Annotated in this window: 21 protein-coding genes; 11 read left to right on the forward strand and 10 right to left on the reverse strand. The window is 60.7% G+C overall.

Annotation, left to right across the window (positions count from 1 at the left end; all coding sequences use genetic code 11):
- Window positions 1-25 precede the first annotated feature (25 nt).
- The 3 genes from OIM99_RS13830 to OIM99_RS13840 all read right to left on the reverse strand — a co-directional run bounded on the left by OIM99_RS13830 (window position 26) and on the right by OIM99_RS13840 (window position 3459).
- A complete protein-coding gene (locus tag OIM99_RS13830) occupies window positions 26-1339 on the reverse strand; it encodes a CmpA/NrtA family ABC transporter substrate-binding protein (RefSeq protein WP_311851003.1) in 1314 nt (437 codons plus the stop codon).
- 315 nt (window positions 1340-1654) lie between these two features.
- Window positions 1655-2833 carry a CmpA/NrtA family ABC transporter substrate-binding protein gene (locus OIM99_RS13835; RefSeq protein ID WP_311851004.1) on the reverse strand — a complete coding sequence of 393 codons (1179 nt, stop codon included), beginning with the start codon at window positions 2831-2833 and terminating at the stop codon, window positions 1655-1657.
- A complete protein-coding gene (locus tag OIM99_RS13840; RefSeq protein ID WP_311851005.1) occupies window positions 2830-3459 on the reverse strand; it encodes an ANTAR domain-containing protein in 630 nt (209 codons plus the stop codon). Before OIM99_RS13840 ends, OIM99_RS13835 begins: the two co-directional genes overlap by 4 nt.
- Window positions 3460-3946: 487 nt before the next feature.
- Between OIM99_RS13840 and OIM99_RS27860 the strand changes: the two genes are divergently transcribed.
- Window positions 3947-4282, forward strand: a complete 336-nt coding sequence (locus OIM99_RS27860; protein ID WP_409371532.1) for a DUF3592 domain-containing protein — start codon at window positions 3947-3949, stop codon at window positions 4280-4282.
- Here the strand turns inward: OIM99_RS27860 and OIM99_RS13850 are convergent.
- The 3 genes from OIM99_RS13850 to OIM99_RS13860 all read right to left on the reverse strand — a co-directional run bounded on the left by OIM99_RS13850 (window position 4279) and on the right by OIM99_RS13860 (window position 6895).
- Window positions 4279-5082: a DUF1365 domain-containing protein gene (locus OIM99_RS13850; RefSeq protein ID WP_311851007.1), complete on the reverse strand. Its 804-nt coding sequence runs from the start codon at window positions 5080-5082 to the stop codon at window positions 4279-4281. The genes OIM99_RS27860 and OIM99_RS13850 overlap by 4 nt on opposite strands.
- Window positions 5079-6470 carry an FAD-dependent oxidoreductase gene (locus OIM99_RS13855; RefSeq protein ID WP_311851008.1) on the reverse strand — a complete coding sequence of 464 codons (1392 nt, stop codon included), beginning with the start codon at window positions 6468-6470 and terminating at the stop codon, window positions 5079-5081. The genes OIM99_RS13850 and OIM99_RS13855 overlap by 4 nt, the downstream gene beginning before the upstream one ends.
- 74 nt (window positions 6471-6544) lie before the next feature.
- The gene (locus OIM99_RS13860) at window positions 6545-6895 is read right to left on the reverse strand and encodes a DUF2147 domain-containing protein (protein WP_311851009.1); all 351 of its coding nucleotides are present in this window, start codon (window positions 6893-6895) and stop codon (window positions 6545-6547) included.
- A 360-nt stretch (window positions 6896-7255) separates the two neighbouring features.
- Here OIM99_RS13860 and OIM99_RS13865 point away from each other — a divergent pair, with 360 nt between their 5' ends.
- From OIM99_RS13865 to OIM99_RS13880, 4 genes are read left to right on the forward strand one after another with little or no spacing between them, the layout of a single operon-like run.
- A complete protein-coding gene (locus OIM99_RS13865; RefSeq protein ID WP_311851010.1) occupies window positions 7256-7840 on the forward strand; it encodes a sigma-70 family RNA polymerase sigma factor in 585 nt (194 codons plus the stop codon).
- Entirely contained in the window at window positions 7837-8472 is a 636-nt protein-coding gene (locus tag OIM99_RS13870) for a ChrR family anti-sigma-E factor (RefSeq protein WP_311851011.1), read from the forward strand. The genes OIM99_RS13865 and OIM99_RS13870 overlap by 4 nt, the downstream gene beginning before the upstream one ends.
- 13 nt (window positions 8473-8485) lie before the next feature.
- A complete protein-coding gene (locus OIM99_RS13875) occupies window positions 8486-9316 on the forward strand; it encodes a DUF1295 domain-containing protein (RefSeq protein ID WP_311851012.1) in 831 nt (276 codons plus the stop codon).
- On the forward strand, window positions 9313-10344 hold the full coding sequence (locus OIM99_RS13880) for a cyclopropane-fatty-acyl-phospholipid synthase family protein (protein ID WP_311851013.1): 1032 nt from the start codon (window positions 9313-9315) through the stop codon (window positions 10342-10344). The genes OIM99_RS13875 and OIM99_RS13880 overlap by 4 nt, the downstream gene beginning before the upstream one ends.
- A gap of 21 nt (window positions 10345-10365) precedes the next feature.
- Here the strand turns inward: OIM99_RS13880 and gfa are convergent, their stop codons facing one another.
- A complete protein-coding gene (gfa, locus tag OIM99_RS13885) occupies window positions 10366-10926 on the reverse strand; it encodes an S-(hydroxymethyl)glutathione synthase (RefSeq protein ID WP_311851014.1) in 561 nt (186 codons plus the stop codon).
- Between the two features lie 29 nt (window positions 10927-10955).
- Entirely contained in the window at window positions 10956-12065 is a 1110-nt protein-coding gene (locus tag OIM99_RS13890) for an S-(hydroxymethyl)glutathione dehydrogenase/class III alcohol dehydrogenase (protein ID WP_311851015.1), read from the reverse strand.
- 183 nt (window positions 12066-12248) lie between these two features.
- On the opposite strand from OIM99_RS13890, the gene OIM99_RS13895 reads away from it, so the two are divergent.
- From OIM99_RS13895 to OIM99_RS13910, 4 genes are all read left to right on the forward strand, one after another.
- Window positions 12249-13241 carry a GlxA family transcriptional regulator gene (locus OIM99_RS13895; RefSeq protein WP_311851016.1) on the forward strand — a complete coding sequence of 331 codons (993 nt, stop codon included), beginning with the start codon at window positions 12249-12251 and terminating at the stop codon, window positions 13239-13241.
- Between the two features lie 180 nt (window positions 13242-13421).
- Entirely contained in the window at window positions 13422-14147 is a 726-nt protein-coding gene (locus tag OIM99_RS13900) for a hypothetical protein (RefSeq protein ID WP_311851017.1), read from the forward strand.
- Window positions 14148-14175: 28 nt separating this feature from the next.
- Window positions 14176-14661 (forward strand): MarR family winged helix-turn-helix transcriptional regulator, encoded by a 486-nt coding sequence (locus tag OIM99_RS13905; protein WP_311851018.1) that lies wholly within the window; start codon window positions 14176-14178, stop codon window positions 14659-14661.
- 80 nt (window positions 14662-14741) lie between these two features.
- A complete protein-coding gene (locus tag OIM99_RS13910; RefSeq protein WP_311851019.1) occupies window positions 14742-15698 on the forward strand; it encodes a tripartite tricarboxylate transporter substrate binding protein in 957 nt (318 codons plus the stop codon).
- Window positions 15699-15733: 35 nt separating this feature from the next.
- On the opposite strand, the gene OIM99_RS13915 is transcribed toward OIM99_RS13910, so the two are convergent.
- Window positions 15734-17158, reverse strand: a complete 1425-nt coding sequence (locus OIM99_RS13915) for a short-chain fatty acyl-CoA regulator family protein (RefSeq protein WP_311851020.1) — start codon at window positions 17156-17158, stop codon at window positions 15734-15736.
- Between the two features lie 194 nt (window positions 17159-17352).
- Here OIM99_RS13915 and aceA point away from each other — a divergent pair, with 194 nt between their 5' ends.
- Together aceA and OIM99_RS13925 are read left to right on the forward strand one after the other, a co-directional pair.
- Complete coding sequence (gene aceA, locus OIM99_RS13920; RefSeq protein ID WP_311851021.1) at window positions 17353-18630, forward strand: isocitrate lyase; 1278 nt, start codon at window positions 17353-17355, stop codon at window positions 18628-18630.
- A gap of 37 nt (window positions 18631-18667) precedes the next feature.
- A complete protein-coding gene (locus OIM99_RS13925) occupies window positions 18668-18883 on the forward strand; it encodes a hypothetical protein (protein WP_311851022.1) in 216 nt (71 codons plus the stop codon).
- Window positions 18884-18983: 100 nt separating this feature from the next.
- Here the strand turns inward: OIM99_RS13925 and OIM99_RS13930 are convergent, their stop codons facing one another.
- Entirely contained in the window at window positions 18984-20597 is a 1614-nt protein-coding gene (locus OIM99_RS13930; protein ID WP_311851023.1) for a choline dehydrogenase, read from the reverse strand.
- Window positions 20598-20603: the final 6 nt, after the last annotated feature.

Genomic DNA, 20603 nt, shown 5'->3' on the forward strand with positions numbered 1-20603 from the left:
CTCGCCGCTTCGATGGAGTGTACCGTTAGGCGACGCGCTTAATGGCGAGCGAGGCCAGATAGGCCGACGGATCGGCCGGATCGAACACTTTGCCGTCGAAGAAGGTTTCCTTGCCGCGCGAGGTCGATGTCGGAATGTCGGCGGCGGCGACACCAACGGCCTTGGCGGCATCGCGCCACAGATCCTCGCGATTGACCTTGTCGACGAGGGCTTTGATGTCCGTCGTCGGCTCGAACTTGCCCCAGCGGATATCCTCGGCGAGGAACCAGGCGTCATGGCTCTTGAACGGGTAGGAGGCATGCTCCTTCCAGAACTTCATCTCCAGACCGCTATTGGTGACTTTGCGGCCGTCACCGTAATTGATGTCACCCTTGAGGCGGCCGACGACGTCGACCGGCGGCACGTTGAACCACTGACGCTTGCCGAGAATGGCTGCCATCTCATCCTTGTTGGCCATGGCATCGCACCACTGCGCGGCTTCGATCACGGCCATCAGCAGGGCCTGGGCGGCCTTCGGATTCTTTTCGACCCAGTCAGCGCGCAGGCCCAAGCACTTTTCGGGATGGTTCTTCCACAATTCGCCGGTTGTCGCGGCGGTGAAGCCGATGTTCTGGTTGACGAGCTGTTCGTTCCAGGGCTCACCGACGCAGAACGCGTCCATATTGCCGACCTTCATATTGGCCACCATCTGCGGCGGCGGCACGACAATGGTCGAAACATCCTTGTCGGGATCGATACCGGCTGCGGCCAGCCAATAGCGGATCCACAGATCGTGGGTGCCGCCCGGGAAGGTCATCGCCACCTTCACTTCCTTGCCTTCGGCCTTTTTCTTTTCGAAGGCAGCCTTCAGCGGCTTGGCGTCGATGGTGACGCCGAGGCCCTTATATTCGTTGGAGACCGAGAAGGCCTGGCTGTCGTAATTCAAGCGAGCGAGGATCGCCATCGGTACGCCGATATTGTTCTGCGTCACCTTGCCGGCCGAGATCAGATAGGGCATCGGCGTCAGAATATGCGCGCCATCAATGCCGTTGCTGGCGCCGCCGAGCACGAGATTGTCGCGCGTCGCACCCCACGACGCTTGTTTGGCGACATCGACATCGGGCAGGCCATACTTCGCGAAGAGGCCTTTTTCCTTGGCGATGACCAAAGGCGCGGCATCGGTCAGCGCGATGTAGCCCAGCTTGACGCCAGTGACTTCGGGGCCGGCGCCCTGGGCGAAGGCGCCGGACGGGAAACCGATCTTGGCGGCGGCCGCAAGGGCGGCGGTCGCGGAGGCGGACTTGAGAAGGCCGCGACGGTCGATCATGCCGCGGGTGCGCCGATTATTGGTTGTGCTCATTCATCGTCCCTTCGTTGAGTGAACCCTGCGATTTGCCGTCCTTGCGCAACGCGCGAGCCAAAACAAAAAAGCCGCAGCCCTGAAAGCGCGCGGGTGGCGCGCATTCATTCAGGACAGCGGCATTGCTGGTTGGCCCGTCGTTGGACCGGGCGCCACAACTGCGGCGCCTCCCGCGATAATTAATACAAGACGCGTGCCAACTTGGATTTGGTGTAAAGTGGAGGCTTCACCGGTGACTATAAAGCGGGCATGCAGGCACACGCGCGCCGATCTCCAAGGCATCGGCTGGTCAAAGATTTGGGCAATGGGATGTCGCTATCGCACCAGCGACAGGCGCGGCCGTCCGGGCCGTTTGCGCCAGACGTCGAGATAGCTCTGAATATTCGCAGGGTCGAATTCCGGACCGGCGAAGGCACCGATCCCATCGGCCGGCGTATTGCCGGCTGCCGGCAAGCTGCCGAGTGCCGCGTCGAACAGATCGGAGCGGAAGGCGGCGACGGCACGCGCGCGCATCTCGTCTGACAAGGGGGCCTGACCCCAGCGCACGAGCTGCGCATAAAACCAGGCGGCTTGCACGGGATCGGGGCGGGTGGCCGCCTGGCCGCCGATGATGATGTGATTGGGATTGTTGCGCGTCGGGCCGTTCGGCGAGAGCAGGATCGTACCGGCCAGCACCCGCTCGACGAGATCGGGCGTGACGTCGATACGAGGGGCGATCACTTCGGCTGCCGCCTTGCGATGGGCGGGATCGCCGATCATCTCGGCGGCGCGCACCAAAGCCCGGATCAGAGCGGCGCAGACTTCGGGATTGTCGTTGGCCCAGCGCTCTCGCATCGCCAGCACTTTTTCCGACACCCGTGCCATGATTTCATAGCCCAGGTGCAAGATATGGCCGACACCGGCTTCGACGGCGACCAGATTCCAGGGCGCGCCGACGCAGAAGCCGTCCACATGGCCGCTGGCAAGGCTCTCCGCCATATAGGGCGGCGGCAGCACCACGAGCCGCACGTCCTCGTCCGGATCGACACCGCCCGCCGCCATCCAGAAGCGCAATTGGTAATTGTGATTGGAGAACGGGAACGTCATGCCGAAATTCAAAGGCTCGACGCCGCGTGCCTTGCGATCGGCCACGACTTGCGCCAGTGCCCGCGCCGAGACATGCGGATCGGCCAGATCGCCGACGGCGAATTCGCTCAAAGCGGCGTGAAGCTGCGGCGAAATGGTAATCGCATTGCCGTTCAGCGCGAGGTTGAACGGCGTGATGATCGGCACGCGAATGTGGCCGAGGCCGAGGCTGGAGGCGATCACCAGCGGCGAAATGAGATGGGCCGCATCGAACAGGCCCAGATTGAGTTTGTCGCGCACGTTCGACCACGAAACTTCGCGCGCCAGTTCGATTTCGAGCCCTTCCGCTTCGGCGAAGCCGCAATCGGCGGCCACCAGGAGCGCGGCCGCATCCACCAGCGGGATGTAGCCAATGCGAAGCCGCGTCATCGCAACAACTCCGAGGCTGTGATGACGGCCTGGGCGATCTCGGCGATCTTTTTGTGTTCGTTCATGGCGGTCTTGCGCATCAATGCATAGGCCTCCTCTTCGGTGAGGCCTTTGGCCTTCATCAAAATGCCCTTGGCGCGATCGATCAGTTTGCGTTCCTCGAGCGCGCCCTTGGCCTGTTCAAGCTCGGTCGTCAGCCGCGAATAGGCGTTGAAACGCGAGATGCACAGGTCGAGGATGGTGGTGACGCGCTCCTTGCGCAGGCCATCGACGATATAGGCGGAAACGCCGGCATCCATGGCGGCCTGGATCGAGGCGCGGTCGCTCTGATCGACGAACATGGCAACAGGCCGTTTCACCACGCGGCTCATCTGGAAGAGCTGCTCCAGCGTGTCGCGGCTCGGGCTTTCCAAGCCGATCAGAATGACATCCGGATCCATCGCATAGATGCGCGCCAGGAGATTGTGGGTCTCCTCGATGCGCGACACCTGAGCAAAGCCCGCTTCACGCAGACCATCCTCAAGGATCGCCGCGCGAACCGCGCTTTCATCGACGATGGCGATCTTCAGATTGGCATCGCGCTGTCCGCCGGGCTCCACACCTGACGAAACCGGCCCCTTCCGCATATCAGCTAAAGCTCCAGTATTGGCCGTGCGCCGCGGCCTGGCCGCTCGGTCGTCCGCGTCGGCGCTCAACGTTGGTCTCTGTCGTCGATCAAGCAAATGCTATTCCATCGGATAGTCCGGCCGGATGGCGAGACGCCAAATTTTTAGGCAATCGCCATGCCAGCACGATCCCGCGCCAATCGCATGGTCAAGCTCGTGTCCGGATAGTCGGATGCGATCTGGCGAGGCAATCACATGATGATAAATTGTGCATCGCACAATAACGCGGCAGTTTTGCCTGGGACGTTCATCAATGCTTGGTAAAGCCGTGATTATGTAAGCTTCAGTGCCTTCGGGTCGCGACCATGACCATCGAACAGCTCTGGAACGCCGTTTTCCAGCAGATCCAGATTTTCTTCGAAGCCGCTTTGCAGCCGTTCGTGCTGCACGCCAAAATCTTCGGCTATGACGTGAGCTCCGGCCGGATGTGGATGCTGTTGGTTAGCCTCTGCTTCACGGGCGTCACTTTGGCGGTCCTCCGGGACGAAATCGTCCTGGCAACCCGGGGCCGGCGTGCCGGGGGCAAAGTGATCGGTATCGATACCGGCCGGTTATCCAGTTCAAGGATGTGCTTGGCCGCTCGCACGACTTCATTTCCAACCTCGGCTGCAATGCCGCGACCCGGACGATCGGCGCGCCGGTCGACATCATCTACGACCCGCTGAAACCCAAGCGGGCGCGCGAGCAGGGCCGGCCGGTGGCGCGCGTGCTATCCCTCATCTTCTGGCTGTTCCTGGGCCTCTTCCCCTTCGTTCTGTTCCTCTTCGCGCCGGAGATGCGCTAGCGGGAGATGGCCTTGGTGTTCGTCGAAAGCGACACCTCGGTCACTGCTTGTGCCGGCGCCTTCGGGTGCGGTCGCAGACGGACGCCCTTTAGCCAGATCACCAGCGCATGCAGGTGAATGGCCGCGATGACTTTTACGGTCAGGAACGGATTGGCGAGCGACAGGCGCACGAGGGCGCGGTCGTCGACAGCAACCGCCGTTCCGCTGAGGACCGCATGTAGCATTGGTCCTTGATCGTCGCTGCTGCGAATGACGATCGTGACGCGCTCGTCCGGCACCCGCAACTTGAAATCATAGATCATATCCATGTCCATGAACGGCGAGACATGGAAGTCTTTGCGGCAGCTCTGCTGGATATGGGTGTCCTTGCTGCCAGGGACGACCGGGATCAAATAGGAGTGGCGCTCGCCGAACGTGTTGTGAACCTGGTAGATCAGCGCTTGCAGCGCGCCGTCGCGATGGCGGCAGAAGTAGACGCTGAGCGGATTGAAGCCGTACCAAAGGACGCGCGGCATGCAGAGCAGTTGGATCGTCCCGTCCGTGGGATCGAAGCCGGCCTGGCGAAGATGCCGCTCGATTTGCTGGCGAAGAGGCGTTGCGCTGCCGTCGCCATGATCGGCTGTCCGAAAACTCAGGAGATTGAAACGTTCCGCCGAAAACCAGCGCAGGCCACGGTCGAGTGTATCGATCTCATCGAGATCGTAGAGAAACCAGAAGCAGGCATGACGCAGCCGATGCCGTCGCGGTCGCCAACGCAGATGCATCACCTCTCCGACATAGAGACGCGAGCGAAAGTTCACGCGGCCATCTCCACGGTTTCGGTATTCCAGCCGGCCGGCAGGCTGATGCGGCTTGACTCGTCGGAGACCCGCCATGGCCGGCGGACGCCGCCAAGGGCTTCGGCGACGGCAAGGCCGGCTTGCAGGCCATCCTCATGAAAACCAGCGCCCATATAGGCGCCACAGAACCAGACATTGCCTTGTCCCTGCAGCGACCACAGTTTGCTTTGGGCACCGATAGCCCCCGCGTCGAAAGTCGGATGTTCGTAGATTTCCTGGCTGATCTGTTTGTCGGCCTCGGGCGGACGTGTCGGGTTGAGCGTCACGAACAGGGGATGTGCCGGATCGATGTCCTGCAACTTGTTCATCCAATAGGTGACCGTGAGGCAGTCCGCTTCGTCGTCCGAGCGCAGATCGAGATAGTTCCAGCTCGCCCAGACCGTGCGCCGACGCGGCATCAGCGACGGGTCGCGATGCAGATAAGCGATATTGCGGCTATAGCGGAATGCCGACAGAAGTTCGCGTTCCGGGACCGTGGGCGCCGCGATGAGGCGCAGGGCCTGGTCGGCATGGGTGGCGAGAACCACATGATCGAAACGCTCGCGATGTCCGCTGTTGTCGACAATCTCGACGCCGTCGGGGGTGCGCAAGATCTTAACGGCCGCGGCATTGCGGCGAATGCGATTGGCATAGCCGTAGGTCAATTTCTCCACATAGGCGCGGCTGCCGCCGGTGACGGTGCGCCAGATCGGTCGTTTAAAAATGTTGAGCAGGCCGTGATTTTCCTGAAAGCGGATGAAGGAGGCGGCGGGATAGTCGAGAATGCGGCTGGCTGGCGCCGACCAGATCGCCGCCGCGAGCGGCAGAAGATGATCGTCACGGAAGGCCGCGCCATAGGCGCCACGGTCGAGATACTCGCCGAGCGATAGATCGGCGAGAAGATGCCGGCGGCTGTCGCGTGTCGCCTGCCGGTAGAAGCGTTGCAGATCATAGAGCATGGACCAGAAGCGCGGGCGCAGAAGGTTGCTGCGCTGAGCGAACAGGCTGGTGAAACTCTCGCCGGAATATTCGATCGCCCCCTGATGCAGCGAGGCCGAAAACGACATATCCGAGGGCTGCGTTACGACACCGAGATGCGCGAAAAGGGCGGTCAGGTTCGGATAGGTTTTTTCATTGTAGACGATGAAGCCGGTATCGACGGCGATCGGTCCGTCCTTCGTGTCGACCATGCGGGTATTGGAATGGCCGCCGATACGGCCGTCCTGTTCGAAGACGGTGACATCATGGCGCTGGGCGAGCAGCCAGGCGGCCGACATCCCCGATATGCCTGTCCCCACGACGGCGATCTTGAGGCCTGCAGTCTTGAGACCTGGAGGCCGGATGCAGGGAGGGGCCGTATAGGCGTTCATCGTCAGACCTCGTGCCGACCGCTTTCAAGCGGCTTGTCTGCACTACGGTCTCCTGGGCCAGTTGGATCACCGGTCTAGCGGATACGGCTCCACGACATATCCTTGCACAGCACCCGTCCGATGACGCAGCCCTGGGTCCGCAGAGCGTTGGCCGCGACGGTGATGTCGATATTGAAGGAAAGTTTGCGCTGCGGGTCATAGGCCGTGCCACTGAGCAGACTGGCCGATTTGGGTTTGACATCCATGACCAGCCTGTCGCCGACTTTCTCGTCGGTCACGCCATCCTTGATCCAGGTGTTAATGGCGCAAATCTGAGCGCCGCATGGGGCGATGCGGACTCGGGCAATGCCATCGCCGCGCGCCCAGGAGCCGGATATGGCGCCCGTCGCGTCCTGAGCCGGAGCCGGTAAGGGGAGGAGGAACATTCCTGTCACGAGGGCTGACACAAGGACTGGGACGCGCGCTGGAGCCGGGACTTTGCCAATACATTTGCCCATGAAATGACCTCCCCGAGCCAAAAGAGCTAAAATCTTCAAAAATTTACGGGTCCGAGAGGGCTGCGTTCTGCTGCGCGCTCGGCAACCGTTTCGTTCTACGTCGTGTTAACGTGATTGGATCAGTGCCCGTTCCAGCTTCTGGCAATGATCCGTTTGGGCGCGGCATGCGTAAAGGGAGGTATGAAACTCGATGTTCGCCGGATGGTTCACAAAATGCCTCAAGGCGCCAAAGACGATCGCCGCTGGATGTTGGGTCGCTGGGTCACGACGGTCCAGCGTGGAGCCGAAATGAAAAACGACGGTCCGGAACGTTCGGACGACGATTATGGGAAGATGATCAGGTCGATCGCCGAGCGGCGGGATCGAACCGCTTTCGCTTGCCTGTTCGATCATTTCGCGCCGCGTATTCGAGGCATGATTTTGCGCACCGGTGCCAGCGCCGAACAGGCAGAAGACATCGCCCAGGAGGCGATGCTGACACTGTGGCGCAAAGCCGATTATTTCGATCCGCTACGCGCCGCGCCGGCAGCCTGGGTTTTCGCCATCGCTCGCAATCTGCGCATCGATGGTATTCGCCGCGAGCGCCGCGCGCAGGTTCATGCCTGTCTTGAACGTGTCGAGCCGGAAGGGCCGGAGCAGCCCGATCATCTCGTGAATGCCGACGAACGCCAGCGCCGTGTCGTGGAAGCGTTGAAGCATCTGCCGCCAGAGCAGGCGGAGGTGGTGCATATGTCTTTCGTCGAAGGCAAAGCCCATGGAGAAATTTCCAAATGTCTCGACTTGCCGCTGGGAACCGTGAAATCCCGGCTTCGTCTCGCCATGGTGCGGCTCCGCCAAGCTTTGGCGGATCTGGCGGAGGAAGAGACGCCATGAGGCCCATCCATCATCCCAGCGACCTGTTGCTCGCCGAATATGCGGCCGGCTCGCTCGATGAAGCGAGCGCGCTGATCGTCTCCGCCCATCTGGCTCTATGCCCGCATTGCCGGCGAGCGGTCGCTGATTTCGAATGTATTGGCGGTGCGCTGCTGGAGCAGGTTGGCGGAGGCGGTTTCGATACGCAGCGGCGGGGCCAAGCGGTTACCGCGATTTCCGCCGATCTGTCGCAGCAGCCCGTGCCGCGTCGCGATCTTTCGGTTGCTGACAGCATCGAAGCGATGATCGATGTCTATGGTCGTGGACCGTGGCGCTGGATCGGGCCCGGCGTCTATCATCGTCGTATCGACCTGGAGGACAATGGCGTGCGCGCCTTCATGCTGCGCGGCGCCCCCGGTACGGAATTGCCGGATCACAGCCATTCGGGCACCGAATTGACCCTCGTCCTGAAAGGCGAGTTCAGCCATGAGCTGGGACGTTTCGGCGTCGGCGACATGGAGGCGGCGGACGGCGGCATTCGCCACGCGCCACGCATCGGCAATGAGGAATGTATCTGTCTCGTTGCGATGGCGGGCACGATCCGCTTGCGCGGTCTGCTGGGACGGTTGATACAGCCCTTCGTACGCTTGTGACTGGGGGATCGCCGTGGGTGTCCGTGTTCTGCTCTTGATCGTTCTGGGTGGATGGATCGGACTGGCCCTGGCGATGACCGCGGCCTGGATCGCCGAACGGCGCACCGGCAATTCCGGTTGGATCGATGTCACCTGGACATTCGCGGTCGGCGGCGCCGGCATCATTCTGGCGCTCGCGGCCTTTCTGTCGATGAAAACCTCTTCGATGCGGATTCTGGTCGTGGCCGGTCTTGTCGCCTTGTGGGCGCTGCGCCTTGGCCTGCATCTGGTGTGGCGGACCCGGCGGATCAACGATGATCCGCGCTATGCCAAAATGAAAACGGAGATGGGTGCGCAGGTCGGATTCGGCATGTTCAAACTAGCGCAGGCGCAAGCTTTGGTCAGCATTCCCCTGGTGATCTCGATCGCGCTGGCCGCCTGGTCGCCGGCCCCATGGCGCAGCCAGGACATTCTCGCCGTGATCGTCTTTCTGATCGCCATTGCCGGCGAAGCCGCTGCCGATCGGCAATTGCGGGCTTTCCGCGCCAAGCCGGAAAATCGCGATCGCTTTTGTGATGAAGGATTATGGCGCTGGTCGCGTCATCCCAACTATTTCTTCGAATGGCTGGGATGGCTGGCCTTTCCGCTGTTCGCCGTTACTCTTTCCGACGATTATCCCATAGGCTGGCTCGCCTTCGTCGGCGCTTTCTCCATGTATTGGCTCCTCACGCGCGTCTCGGGCATTCCGCCGCTCGAAGCGCATATGCGTGCAAAATATGGCGATAGCTTCGAGCGCTATATGGCGCGCACCAGCGCTTTCTTCCCCTGGTTCCCCGCAAAACCATTTGAAAGAGGCGCGACATGACCTTCATGAATTCGGCGATCGTCGCCGCTGAAGCGATTCCGGTGCCCGATTTTGTCAGCCGGGCAGGTATCCGCTTTCTAGTATCGCGCACGTCTCGCCAATTGGCGGGCGAGGAAGCTTCCGATGACGAGCGCTTCGTCAAGCAGATGAGTACCGCGCCCATCGCCGTTCACACGGATGCGGCGAATGCCCAGCACTATGAAGTGCCGGCCGCTTTCTTCGCGCGCGTGCTCGGTCCGCATCGGAAATATTCCTGCTGTCGCTATGTCGACAAAACGACGACATTGGCGCAAGCGGAACTGGCGGCACTTGCAGAAACGGTGCGCAACGCCGATCTCAAGGACGGCCAGGATATTTTGGAGCTTGGTTGCGGCTGGGGATCTCTATCGCTCTATATGGCCGAGCATTTCCCCAAGGCCCATATCACCGCCGTGTCGAACTCGAATTCTCAACGCGCCTACATTCTGGGAGAAGCCGAGAGACGCGGCCTGTCCAATCTGGCAGTGATCACCTGCGATATGAATGTCTTCAAGACGGCGACGACTTTCGACCGGGTCGTTTCGGTCGAGATGTTCGAGCATATGAGCAACTGGCGGAAACTGCTTGGCCACGTCCGGGGCTGGCTGCGCCCGCAGGGCAAATTGTTCCTGCACGTGTTCACCCATCGCAGCGGCTCTTACAAATTCGACGAAAACGATCGCAGCGACTGGATCGCCCAACATTTCTTCACTGGCGGCATCATGCCGAGCCATTCGCTGATCCGGCAGTTCGGCGATCTGTTTCAGGTCGAAAGCGAACGGCGCTGGAGCGGCAGCCACTATGGCCGCACCGCCGAAGACTGGCTCGCCAATTTTGACAGGCACATCGGTGAGATCGAAACCATTCTGCGTCCGGTCTATGGCGCCGACACTCATCTGTGGATGCGCCGCTGGCGCCTGTTCTTCCTGGCTACGTCCGGGCTTTTCGGTCATGCCGGCGGCGATGAATGGGGCGTCAGCCATTATTTGCTGACGCCCACTGTAGCTTGATCTGCGGATGACGCCGGCGGATCAGGCGGCCTTCTTGGCAACGTGAGTCGAGATCGCGTCCATCAGGGCCGGCGACAGGCAATCATAGGGCTCAAGCGCGAGCTCTTTCAAACGGGCGCGGATAGCAGGCATTTGCGCCGGATCGACACCCGATTCGATGACCGAGGACACAAAGGCGGCGAAGCCAGGGGCGGCCGAGCCCTGTTCGACGAACAGTTCCGGATGGATGAAATCCAGGCCATAGAACGGATGGCTCTTGTTCTCGATGTGGCCGTACATGTGCGTACCGCAACCGGTGCACGCATATCGCTGGATCGTCGCAGCCTTGTCGACGACCTGAAGTTTATCTCCGTTGGCGAGAACCGTCACACTGTCATGCGGTACGACCGCTACGACAGAGAAGGTTGCGCCTTCCGGTTTCCAGCATTTGGTGCAACCGCAAGCGTGATTATGAGCGACGTCGCCCTTGATGCCGATCTTCACGGCCTTGTCCTGGCATTTGCAGACCAGCGTCCCTCCGGAAAAATGTCCCGAGCCTTTTCGTACGCCGCCGTCAACGGATGGATGGATGCTCACACTCATTGGATATCTCCCTCTACGTTTGTCGCCGGTCAGAAAACGACCACCGAACGTATCGATTTGCCCTCATGCATGAGATCGAAACCCTTGTTGATGTCCTCCAGCTTCAGAACGTGAGTGATCATTGGATCGATTTGGATTCTGCCATTCATGTACCAGTCGACGATCTTGGGAACATCGGTGCGCCCACGTGCGCCGCCAAACGCCGAGCCTTTCCAGACACGCCCGGTGACGAGCTGGAAGGGGCGGGTGCTGATCTCCTTGCCCGCCTCGGCGACACCGATGACCACCGAGACGCCCCAGCCGCGATGACAGGCTTCAAGCGCCTGGCGCATGACATTGGTATTGCCGGTGCAGTCGAACGTGTAATCGGCGCCACCATCGGTGAGGGCAACCAGATGCTGGACAAAATCCCCGCTCACCTTCGACGGATTGACGAAATGGGTCATGCCGAAGCGGCGGCCCCATTCCTCCTTCGCATCGTTGAGATCGACACCGATGATCTTATCGGCGCCGACCATTTTGGCGCCCTGAATGACATTGAGGCCGATACCACCCAGTCCAAACACGATAACATTGGCGCCGGGTTCGACTTTGGCGGTATTGATCACCGCGCCGACGCCTGTGGTGACGCCGCAACCGACATAGCAACATTTGTCGAACGGCGCGTCGGTGCGGATCTTGGCGACCGCGATCTCGGGCAGTACCGTGAAATTCGAGAATGTCGAACAGCCCATATAGTGAAAGATCGGCCGGCCTTTGTAGCTGAACCGGGTCGTGCCATCGGGCATCAGGCCCTTGCCCTGCGTCGCGCGGATGGCGGTGCAGAGATTGGTCTTGCCGGACAAGCATGATTTGCACTGGCGGCATTCGGGCGTGTAGAGCGGGATGACATGATCGCCTGGCTTCACGCTGGTCACGCCAGGGCCAACCTCGCAGACGATGCCAGCGCCTTCATGACCGAGCACGGAAGGAAAAATGCCTTCGCTGTCGAAACCATCGAGCGTGTAGGCATCGGTGTGGCAGATGCCGGTGGCCTTGATCTCGATCAGAACCTCGCCGGCTTTGGGGCCTTCAAGATCGAGCTCGACGATCTCCAAGGGCTTTTTGGCTTCGAACGCAACGGCGGCTTGTGTTTTCATGGCGTTTCCCAGATGTCATCGGTTCCGGCCGATGCCGAAACGCTCGCACTGTCATGGCGCTATTATACGGACTGGGAAGGCTGACGAAATTTGCCTTTTCAGGCGGATTCGGACAAGGTGCCCCCTTATTCGGACATGCCCTTCTCGACCTGACATCCAGAAGCTGCCGTAGGATTGCTGGATATGGCTCTTGGTGTCGACATCATCATTTATCCCGGTTTCAAATCGATGGAGGCGGTCGGCCCCGTCAATGTGTTCACATATGCGAACCGACACCTGCAGAGCAGCAACGACCCGCGGCGCTACGACATTCGCGTGAGCGCCCCGCAGCCCGGATATGTTTCGTCCGATACTTTGCTATCAATTGAGGCGACCGCCGGATTGGCCACGCGAGATCTACCCCATACGGTGATGATCACCGGCGCCCCCGACATTGACCGGGCGCTGGAAGCATCGCCGACGATTGTCGACTGGTGTCGGGTCAACTCTAGCAAGGTGCCGCGGCTGGCCGGGCTTTGCTCAGGCAGTTTTTTTCTTGCGGCATCCGGTGCATTGAACGGCAAGCGCGCGACCACCCATTGGAGCGTCGCGGGACTTTTGCAGCAACGTTATCCGGGTGTGCAGGTAGTTGCCGATGCGATCTTTGTCCAAGACGGAAACCTGTGGACGTCGGCCGGCGTCACGGCCGCCATCGATCTCGCTCTGGCTTTCGTCGAACAGGATTTCGGGCGCGACCTCGCATTGCAGGTCGCGCGCGATCTGGTGATCTTTCTGAAACGCCCTGGCGGTCAGTCTCAGTTCAGCACGTTGCTGACGAGCCAGATGACCGCATCTCCTGGAATCCGCGAAATTCAGAGCTGGGTGCTCGCCAATCTCGACCAGCCCATTCGCGTCGATGATTTGTCGGCGCGCGCAGGCATGAGCGTACGTAATTTCGCCCGGCGATTTTTTAAGGAAACCCACACCACGCCGGCCGAGTTCATCGAGATCGCCCGGTGCGAGCAGGCGATGGGGCTGCTTCTAGATACCAACCTACCGATGAAAACCATCGCTTTTCGCTCCGGTTTTCCCTCCGACGAACAATTGCGCAAGGTATTCCAGAAGCGTTTTTCGTTGACGCCGCGCGAATATCGCGAGCGCTTCAAGACCACCAACGCGGATCAGGTGATCGCCTGATCATAGGCCGATCCAAATCCGCATCCCGATAACCCACTCATGTTGCCGTCGATCTCGGCCGCTGCGATAGGCGGTTTGAGGCGTCATGAAGAGCCGTGCGGCCTCTCCCGGCTTTCCGCTTGCCCGGATGGATAATAAATTGTATTTCAATATATGAATTTTAAAATATTAGGCGCGAACATGTTGGAACAAGACAATCCCTGGACCTGGATGCAGCCGCACGACGCCGAGATGATGGGTGCCGTGATCATGGATCCATCGGAGCAGACCCGCTGGTGCCGTGCTCTGGCACTGGGCGGCCTGCCTTTCATGTGGCGCAAGAAGGCCCGTGTCGTCCGTGAGATGCTCTACGATCGGATGCGCCTGCGCGACGGTGATCGTGTCCTCATTCTCGGCGAGAGCATAGAATCTTGTGGCTTTATCGATGATTTCAGGAGCCGTATTGGCGAGGCAGGCGTGATCGATGTGATCGATATCACGGCGCAGGCCCGTGCGGCCTATGTGTCGGGCGAACGCGGACGTAACGGGCAGTTGGCGACCTGGCGTTTTGATTATACGAAAGATGTCGAGAATAACCATTATGACGCCGTGGCGGTCTTGCAAGGCGTCCAGCACACGGACGATTGGCAGGAGACGGCAATGGAACTGCTGCGCATCGTGAAGCCCGGCAGAAATGTCGCTCTTGGCGAGATCACATTCAGTCCGCAATTGATGATGAAGGCCGAACTCGATCTTCACATCGAATATTGGCTTGAGAAGATGATGTCGCGCCTGGGCTGGGATGTGAGAGATTTTCCCTATTACAGCCTCGAGCATCTCGAGACCGTTTTCACGGGCCTTGCCAAAGACGTGGAGACTTTTTCATGGAAAGGCGTCGATCTATTATGGGCGACCAAACCGTCGTGATCGATATTCGCCTTGAAAGGAGCAGCCGATGGCTGACAGGATCGACGATTCAATTCCTTTTTTGATGAACTGCGTCGTATCGGCGGGCGTCGAGTTCGCGAGCAGTGACTTTTCCGAGCTTGGCCTGAGCGTCCAGGACGCCCGGATCTTGATTGCCGTTCTCCAGAACAAGGGTATCCGCGCCGGTCATCTATCGGATCTTACCTATATCTCGCAATCGACCCTGTCGCACAACTTGCGCCGGCTTGTTGCCCAAGGGCTCATCGCGCGCGAACGCATCGATGAAGACAACCGGGCCATCGCCATCACTTTGACGGCCAAGGGACTACGGGTCGCGCGAGAGTGCGAGAAATTGAGTGCCGCTCATGAAGCGGTCACCATTCGCGGGCTCGACCCGAAAACGATCAAGAGTTTGCGGTTGGTGCTCAAGCAATTGCTGGCCAACGTGTCGGCACCGCTGGACTGGGAAGCTGATGTTTCCTCATCCAAGGCACTGTCCGGCGCCGATCAATAGGCCGTGGTTCAGCTTGACACCGGGGTGTCCTTAAATAGATTAATATTCATATATTTAATCTAAATTCGAGGGGGGATGAAATGGGGAGCAAAAGAGCGAGTGTTTTCGCCGCGGTGATATTCGCATTCCTGGCCGTGCCGTTGGCGGCGCAAGCCCAGGTCTGGCCGAGCCGGGCCGTTACGTTCATTCTGCCTTTTGGAGCGGGAAGTGCCACCGATGCCGCCGCGCGGGTGATTGCCGAGCGCCTGCAAAAGCAATGGGACAAGCCGGTCGTTATCGAGAACAGGCCGGGTGGCGACGGCTTGATCGCCATCCGCGGCTTTCTGTCGGCCAATGACGATCACGTCTTGCTCTATGCTTCATCCGGCTCCTTTCTATCTCACCCCTATACCTTGCCCGAGAAGCCATCTTACGAATTGATGCGCGACTTGGTGCCGCTCGTTCAGGTCGCTCATACCGTGCCCGTCGTCGCCGCGCCCGCGAAGCTTGATGTGAAATCGCTGCGGGATTGGGTTGAACTCGCGCGCTCCACGCAATTGAATGCCGCCGGTGCTGCCGGCGTGCCTGAATTGTCGTTGAGGGCCTTTTTGAAGACGAGCGCACCCAGCGCCGCTCGCGTCCCTTATCGTGACATCGTGCCGGCAGCCAATGATCTCGCTGAATCTCGCATCCAGTTGTTGTTCACATCTTTCGCCGTGGTGCGTCCGCTCGTCGAAAGTGGGCAGATTCGCATTCTCGCTATTCCGAGCGGTGAACGTTCGCCGCTTTTGCCGGCCATTGCCTCTTCGGCCGAGCAGGGCTTTCCCAGCGCCTTGATGGATACGACATCGGGCATTTACGGCCCCGCCAAATTATCCGCCGCCGATGGCAGCCGTATTGCCAAAGACGTCATGACGGCGCTCTCCGATCCGGCAGTAAAGACGATCTTGAACAATACCGGGCAAGCCCCAGCGCCGGGCGACGGAAAAGTGCTGGCGGAGACCCTGACGCGGCAGCAGGAGCAAGTCAGGCGTCTTGCGGAGATCGGGCTGAATTAGCGCGAAGCGGCGTTCGTGAAGGACGGCCGGTCCGTCTAAATCTGCATCGCATAGGTCGAGAGCCCGCGCTTGTTCTCGTCGATCTCCAGCCGTTGCGACAGCGAGGGCATGGCGCGATCGGCGCAATCGCCGCGCGGGCAGACGCGGCAGGACACGCCGATGGGCGTGACGATCTGCGGATCGTCGAGATTGAGCCCGTCGGCGTAAACGAGTTCCTTGGCGAAATGCACGGCGCAGCCGAGGCCGACGGCGAGCTGGCCGATGCGGCTCGGCAAGCCGCCGCGCGGGCTGATACGGGCTGCCGTATCGATGGTGCGGGCGACGCAGAAATAGCTCGAATTGTCGGGCATGCGCGACACCTGCACGCGCACCATGCCGGGCGTGGCAAAGGCATCGTAAACGTTCCAGCGCGGGCAGGCGGCGCCGAACCGGGCGATGTGAATGCCCGAAGCCGAAAAGCGCTTGGAAATATTGCCGGCGATGTCGACGCGGATGAGATGAAACGGAATGCCTTCGTGGCCGGGGCGGCGCAATGTCGTCAGGCGATGGCAGATCTGTTCGAACGAGACGCCGAAGCGGTGTTGTAGCACGTTGATGTCGTAGCGCGTCGACTTGGCCGAGGCCAGGAATCTATCATAGGGCATCATCACGGCGGCGGCGAAATAGTTCGCCATGGCGGAGCCCGCCAGCGCATCGGCCTGCGGCGTCGTGAACTTGCCGGATGAGACGGCGTGATCGATTTCACGGCGATGGCCGAGCAGAGCGATCTGATAGGCGAGCTGGAAGGTGCGGCTGGGGCCGGGCAGCATTTCCGACAAGGTCAGCTTGCGCGTCAGCGGATTGAACATGCGCAGATGGCCGGGCATGGCGGAGGCGGGCGCGATTTCGAGATCGACGGCAAAGCGTTCGGCCAGCACTTTGATGAGGTCCTGCTGCAAGGTGAGCAGCGCCAGACTGTTGTCATGCCACAGCGACTCCGCTGCCTCCTCGAGGCCGGGGAAGTAATTGAGCTTGGCCTGCAGAAAGTCTGTCACTTCCTCGGAGGGCAGGCCGATTGGCGCAGCGTCGCTATCTGAATCGCCTTCCACCGGTGCCAGCGCCGTGCCGCGCCGATAGCTTTGGTAGAGCGCCAGCATGGCCCGCGCCATGGAGGGCAGGGTGGCGACGATGTCGCGTACGTCGGTCGCTTTGATGTCCTGCGCGTCGAAGACCGGATCGGACAAAGCCTCCATCAGATCGGTGACGAGGCGGCCGTCATCCTCGCCGCCCATGGCGGTGAGATCGACCTTGAAACGCTCCGCCAGGCGCAGAAGGATGTTCACCGTCACCGGGCGCTGGTTCGATTCCAACAGATTGAGATAGCTCGGCGAAATGCCGAGTTCTGCCGCCATCTGCGTCTGGTTGAGCTTCTGGTCTTGCCGCAGGCGGCGCAGCTTGCCGCCGATCCTCACCGAGCGCATCGGATTTTACCCTCGCTTGACATAATTATTACAATTTACAAATTGACAATTGTCAATCTGATGATGAATTGCATTTTCTCTCTGGATTTTCATATAGTTATTGTGAATCACAATTTGCAATGCCATTTTCCGCTCAGCCCAATGACGGCCAAACAGCGACGTAAGGGTCACTATTACAAGCGGAGTAAAAAGCAATGTCTTCCTTTTACAACCCGGAAAACCGCCGCGATTACACCGCTGCCGAGGTTGACCGGCTGTCCGGTTCGATCCGGATCGAGCACACCCTGGCGAAGCTCGGCGCGGCGCGTTTGCGCAAGCTTTTGGCCGAGCGCCCCTTCGTGCGTTCGCTGGGCGCCATGACGGGCGGACAGGCTCTGCAGCAGGTGAAGGGCGGCCTCGAGGCCATCTATCTCTCCGGCTGGCAGGTCGCGGCCGATGCCAACAATGCCGGCCAGATGTATCCGGACCAGTCGCTCTATCCGGCGTCTTCGGTTCCCGAGGTCGTCAAGCGCATCAACAACACCCTGCAGCGCGCCGATCAGATCGCGCGGGCGGAAGGCGATACCTCGACCTATTGGTTCGCCCCGATCGTCGCCGACGCGGAAGCGGGCTTCGGTGGTCCTCTGAACGCCTTCGAACTGATGAAGAGCATGATCGAGGCGGGCGCCGCCGGCGTTCACTTCGAGGATCAGCTCGCATCGGAAAAGAAGTGCGGCCATCTCGGCGGCAAGGTTCTGGTGCCGACCCAGACCTTCATCCGCACCCTCAACGCCGCACGCCTGGCGGCCGATGTCTGCGGCGTCGATACCATCATCTGCGCCCGTACCGATGCGCATTCGGCGACGCTGATCACCTCGGATATCGATGACTACGATCATCCGTTCATCGATCGTTCCAGCCGCACGGGCGAGGGTTTCTATCGCCTGAAGCAGGGCAACCACCACTCGGTGGAACATGCCATCGCTCGCGGTCTGGCCTATGCGCCTTACTCGGACCTGGTGTGGTGGGAAACCTCCGAGCCGGATCTCGGCGAAGCGCGTGAGTTCGCGCAAGAGATGCACCGCCAGCATCCGGGTCGGTTGCTCGCCTACAATTGCTCGCCGTCGTTCAACTGGCGCTCGAAGCTCGACGCCAAGACGATCGAGAGCTTCCAGGAGCAGATCGCCGAAATGGGCTATCGCTTCCAGTTTGTGACGCTTGCCGGCTTCCACGCCCTCAACCTGTCGATGTTCGACCTGGCCAAGGGCTATGCCAAGCGCGGCATGGGCGCCTATTCGGAGATGCAGGAGCGTGAATTCGCCGCTCAGGCCAACGGCTTCACCGCCGTGCGCCACCAGCGCGAAGTCGGCACCGGCTATTTCGATGCTGTGGCCATGGCGATCTCCGGCGGCAAGTCCTCGACGACGGCCATGGCCGGGTCGACCGAAACCGCGCAGTTCCACAAGTCTGAGCCCCGCGTCGCCGCGGAGTGACCATTCTCAACGCAACACCATCATTCAGGAGCATGTCATGAAGGAACAGTTCTGGGTTGTCGGCGGCGAGTTCTCCGATCTCGATTTCCGCCAAGTCATCGAAGGCACCGGCAAGACCTACGGTCCTTTTGAAAGCTATGAAGCGGCCGAGAAGGTCTGGCGCGATTGTTCGCTGGCCAACCGCTTCGAAGCCTGCGCGCGGTTCTCGATCGTTACCTCCGCGATTCCCGCGCAGCGCCGTCAAGCGGCGTAACTGAGCAGCCTGAGTTCCACAGCCCGAGGGCCGTCTCGGAGAATCGCCCCGTACCTCTGTGCGGGGCGGTTTTCGTTGACGCAGAAGGTATTGCCCCTGTCTAAGCAGCTTGCCCGAGGATGAGGTCGGCGGCGCGTTCGGCGATCATGATGGTCGGCGCGTTGATATTGCCGCCGACGAGATCGGGAAAGACGGAGGCGTCGACCACCCGCAGGCCCTCGACGCCGCGCACGCGCAATTCGCCGTCCACCACCGCCATCTCGTCCTTGTCGGCGCCCATCTTACAGGTGCCGGCTGGATGATGCGCCGTGACGGCGGTGTTGCGGACATAGGCTTCGAGCGCCGCATCGTCCTTGACGCTGGCGTCCGGGCCGATCTCGCGTGAGACGAAATCCTTCAACTCAGGCCTCCGCGCCATGTCGCGGAAGAGGGAAATGCCCTTTCTCAACACCGACCAGTCATTAGCTGTCGAGAGCAAGCCCATGTCGATCTTGGGATGCGCCAGCGGATCGGCCGAGGCGATCTTCACCGTGCCGCGGCTTTCCGGCCGCAACAGTACGATGCGGCAGGCGAAACTGTCGGCGAACGGCTTTTGGAACGGCGGCAGATAGGGATTGGCGGCCAAGGAGCCGGCAATGAACAGAAGCTGGATGTCGGGCAGGGCCTTCGCCGCATCGGTTTTGACGAAGCCGGTGATGCCGCCCGGCAGATCGCTCATGAAGCCCGTGCCGAACAGATAGGCCTGCACGGTGCCCAGCGCGACGCGATCGAGCCGCATGTTGCGCAGGAGCGGGCTGGTATCGCCACGGCCATAGATGAGCAGCGCCGCCGCATGGTCTTGCAGATTGCGGCCGACGCCGGGCAGGGCGGCCTTGACGGGAATTTTGTGAGCGCCGAGCAGGTCGGGATCGCCGATGCCGGAGAGCTGCAAGGTCTGTGGCGAATTGATCGAACCGCCCGATAGGATGACTTCCCGCTCGGCCCGCACCTGATGCGTCAGGCCATCCTGCACATATTCGATGCCGGTGGCCCGTGTGCCTTCAAACAGAATGCGGGTCACCTGCGCCTTGACGCGGATTTGCAGATTGGGGCGGCGCAGGACCGGGTGTAGATAGGCGGTGGCGGCGCTCTCGCGCCAGCCGTCGCGGATGGTCATCTGCATGCGCGAGAAGCCATCTTGGCGCGCGCCGTTGTAATCCTCGTTCTGTTCATAGCCGGCGGCGGCTGTCGCGGCGAAATAGGCTTCGATCAGCGGATCCTGATAGCGCGCCCTGCGGGTGGAGAGCGGGCCGCCTGAACCGCGATAGGCGCTGGCGCCGCCTTCCCAATTCTCCTGCTTGCGGAAATAGGGCAGCACGTTTTCGTAGGACCAGCCGTTCAGGCCATAAGAGGACCAACGATCATAGTCGCCGCGATTGCCGCGCACATAAGCCATGGCATTGATCGAGGATGAGCCGCCGACCACTTTGCCGCGCGCGCATTCGACCTGGCGTCCGCCCATGGTCGTTTGCGGTTCGCCGTCATAGCCCCAGTCATAGATGCGGTCGCGCAGCACTTTGCCCCAGCCAAGCGGCATCTTGATGAAGGGATGCCTGTCCCAGCCGCCGGCTTCGAGCACGAGAATTTTGAGCTTGGGATCGGCCGACAGACGGTTGGCGAGCGTGCAGCCGGCGGAACCGGCACCGATGATCACATAGTCGAACGAGCCGGCCACGATCCT

Source organism: Methylocella sp. CPCC 101449 (assembly GCF_031921685.1).
Taxonomy (GTDB): Bacteria; Pseudomonadota; Alphaproteobacteria; order Rhizobiales; family Beijerinckiaceae; genus Terripilifer.

What these genes read in the sequence shown, in the direction of transcription:
- OIM99_RS13830 (WP_311851003.1), bottom strand. Translation starts at nt 1,339, where the DNA reads ATGAGCACAACCAATAATCGGCGCACCCGCGGCATGATCGACCGTCGC.
- OIM99_RS13835 (WP_311851004.1), bottom strand. Translation starts at nt 2,833, where the DNA reads ATGACGCGGCTTCGCATTGGCTACATCCCGCTGGTGGATGCGGCCGCG.
- OIM99_RS13840 (WP_311851005.1), bottom strand. Translation starts at nt 3,459, where the DNA reads ATGCGGAAGGGGCCGGTTTCGTCAGGTGTGGAGCCCGGCGGACAGCGC.
- OIM99_RS13855 (WP_311851008.1), bottom strand. Translation starts at nt 6,470, where the DNA reads ATGAACGCCTATACGGCCCCTCCCTGCATCCGGCCTCCAGGTCTCAAG.
- OIM99_RS13860 (WP_311851009.1), bottom strand. Translation starts at nt 6,895, where the DNA reads ATGTTCCTCCTCCCCTTACCGGCTCCGGCTCAGGACGCGACGGGCGCC.
- OIM99_RS13865 (WP_311851010.1), top strand. Translation starts at nt 7,256, where the DNA reads ATGAAAAACGACGGTCCGGAACGTTCGGACGACGATTATGGGAAGATG.
- OIM99_RS13870 (WP_311851011.1), top strand. Translation starts at nt 7,837, where the DNA reads ATGAGGCCCATCCATCATCCCAGCGACCTGTTGCTCGCCGAATATGCG.
- OIM99_RS13880 (WP_311851013.1), top strand. Translation starts at nt 9,313, where the DNA reads ATGACCTTCATGAATTCGGCGATCGTCGCCGCTGAAGCGATTCCGGTG.
- gfa (WP_311851014.1), bottom strand. Translation starts at nt 10,926, where the DNA reads ATGAGTGTGAGCATCCATCCATCCGTTGACGGCGGCGTACGAAAAGGC.
- OIM99_RS13890 (WP_311851015.1), bottom strand. Translation starts at nt 12,065, where the DNA reads ATGAAAACACAAGCCGCCGTTGCGTTCGAAGCCAAAAAGCCCTTGGAG.
- OIM99_RS13895 (WP_311851016.1), top strand. Translation starts at nt 12,249, where the DNA reads ATGGCTCTTGGTGTCGACATCATCATTTATCCCGGTTTCAAATCGATG.
- OIM99_RS13900 (WP_311851017.1), top strand. Translation starts at nt 13,422, where the DNA reads ATGTTGGAACAAGACAATCCCTGGACCTGGATGCAGCCGCACGACGCC.
- OIM99_RS13905 (WP_311851018.1), top strand. Translation starts at nt 14,176, where the DNA reads ATGGCTGACAGGATCGACGATTCAATTCCTTTTTTGATGAACTGCGTC.
- OIM99_RS13910 (WP_311851019.1), top strand. Translation starts at nt 14,742, where the DNA reads ATGGGGAGCAAAAGAGCGAGTGTTTTCGCCGCGGTGATATTCGCATTC.
- OIM99_RS13915 (WP_311851020.1), bottom strand. Translation starts at nt 17,158, where the DNA reads ATGCGCTCGGTGAGGATCGGCGGCAAGCTGCGCCGCCTGCGGCAAGAC.
- aceA (WP_311851021.1), top strand. Translation starts at nt 17,353, where the DNA reads ATGTCTTCCTTTTACAACCCGGAAAACCGCCGCGATTACACCGCTGCC.
- OIM99_RS13925 (WP_311851022.1), top strand. Translation starts at nt 18,668, where the DNA reads ATGAAGGAACAGTTCTGGGTTGTCGGCGGCGAGTTCTCCGATCTCGAT.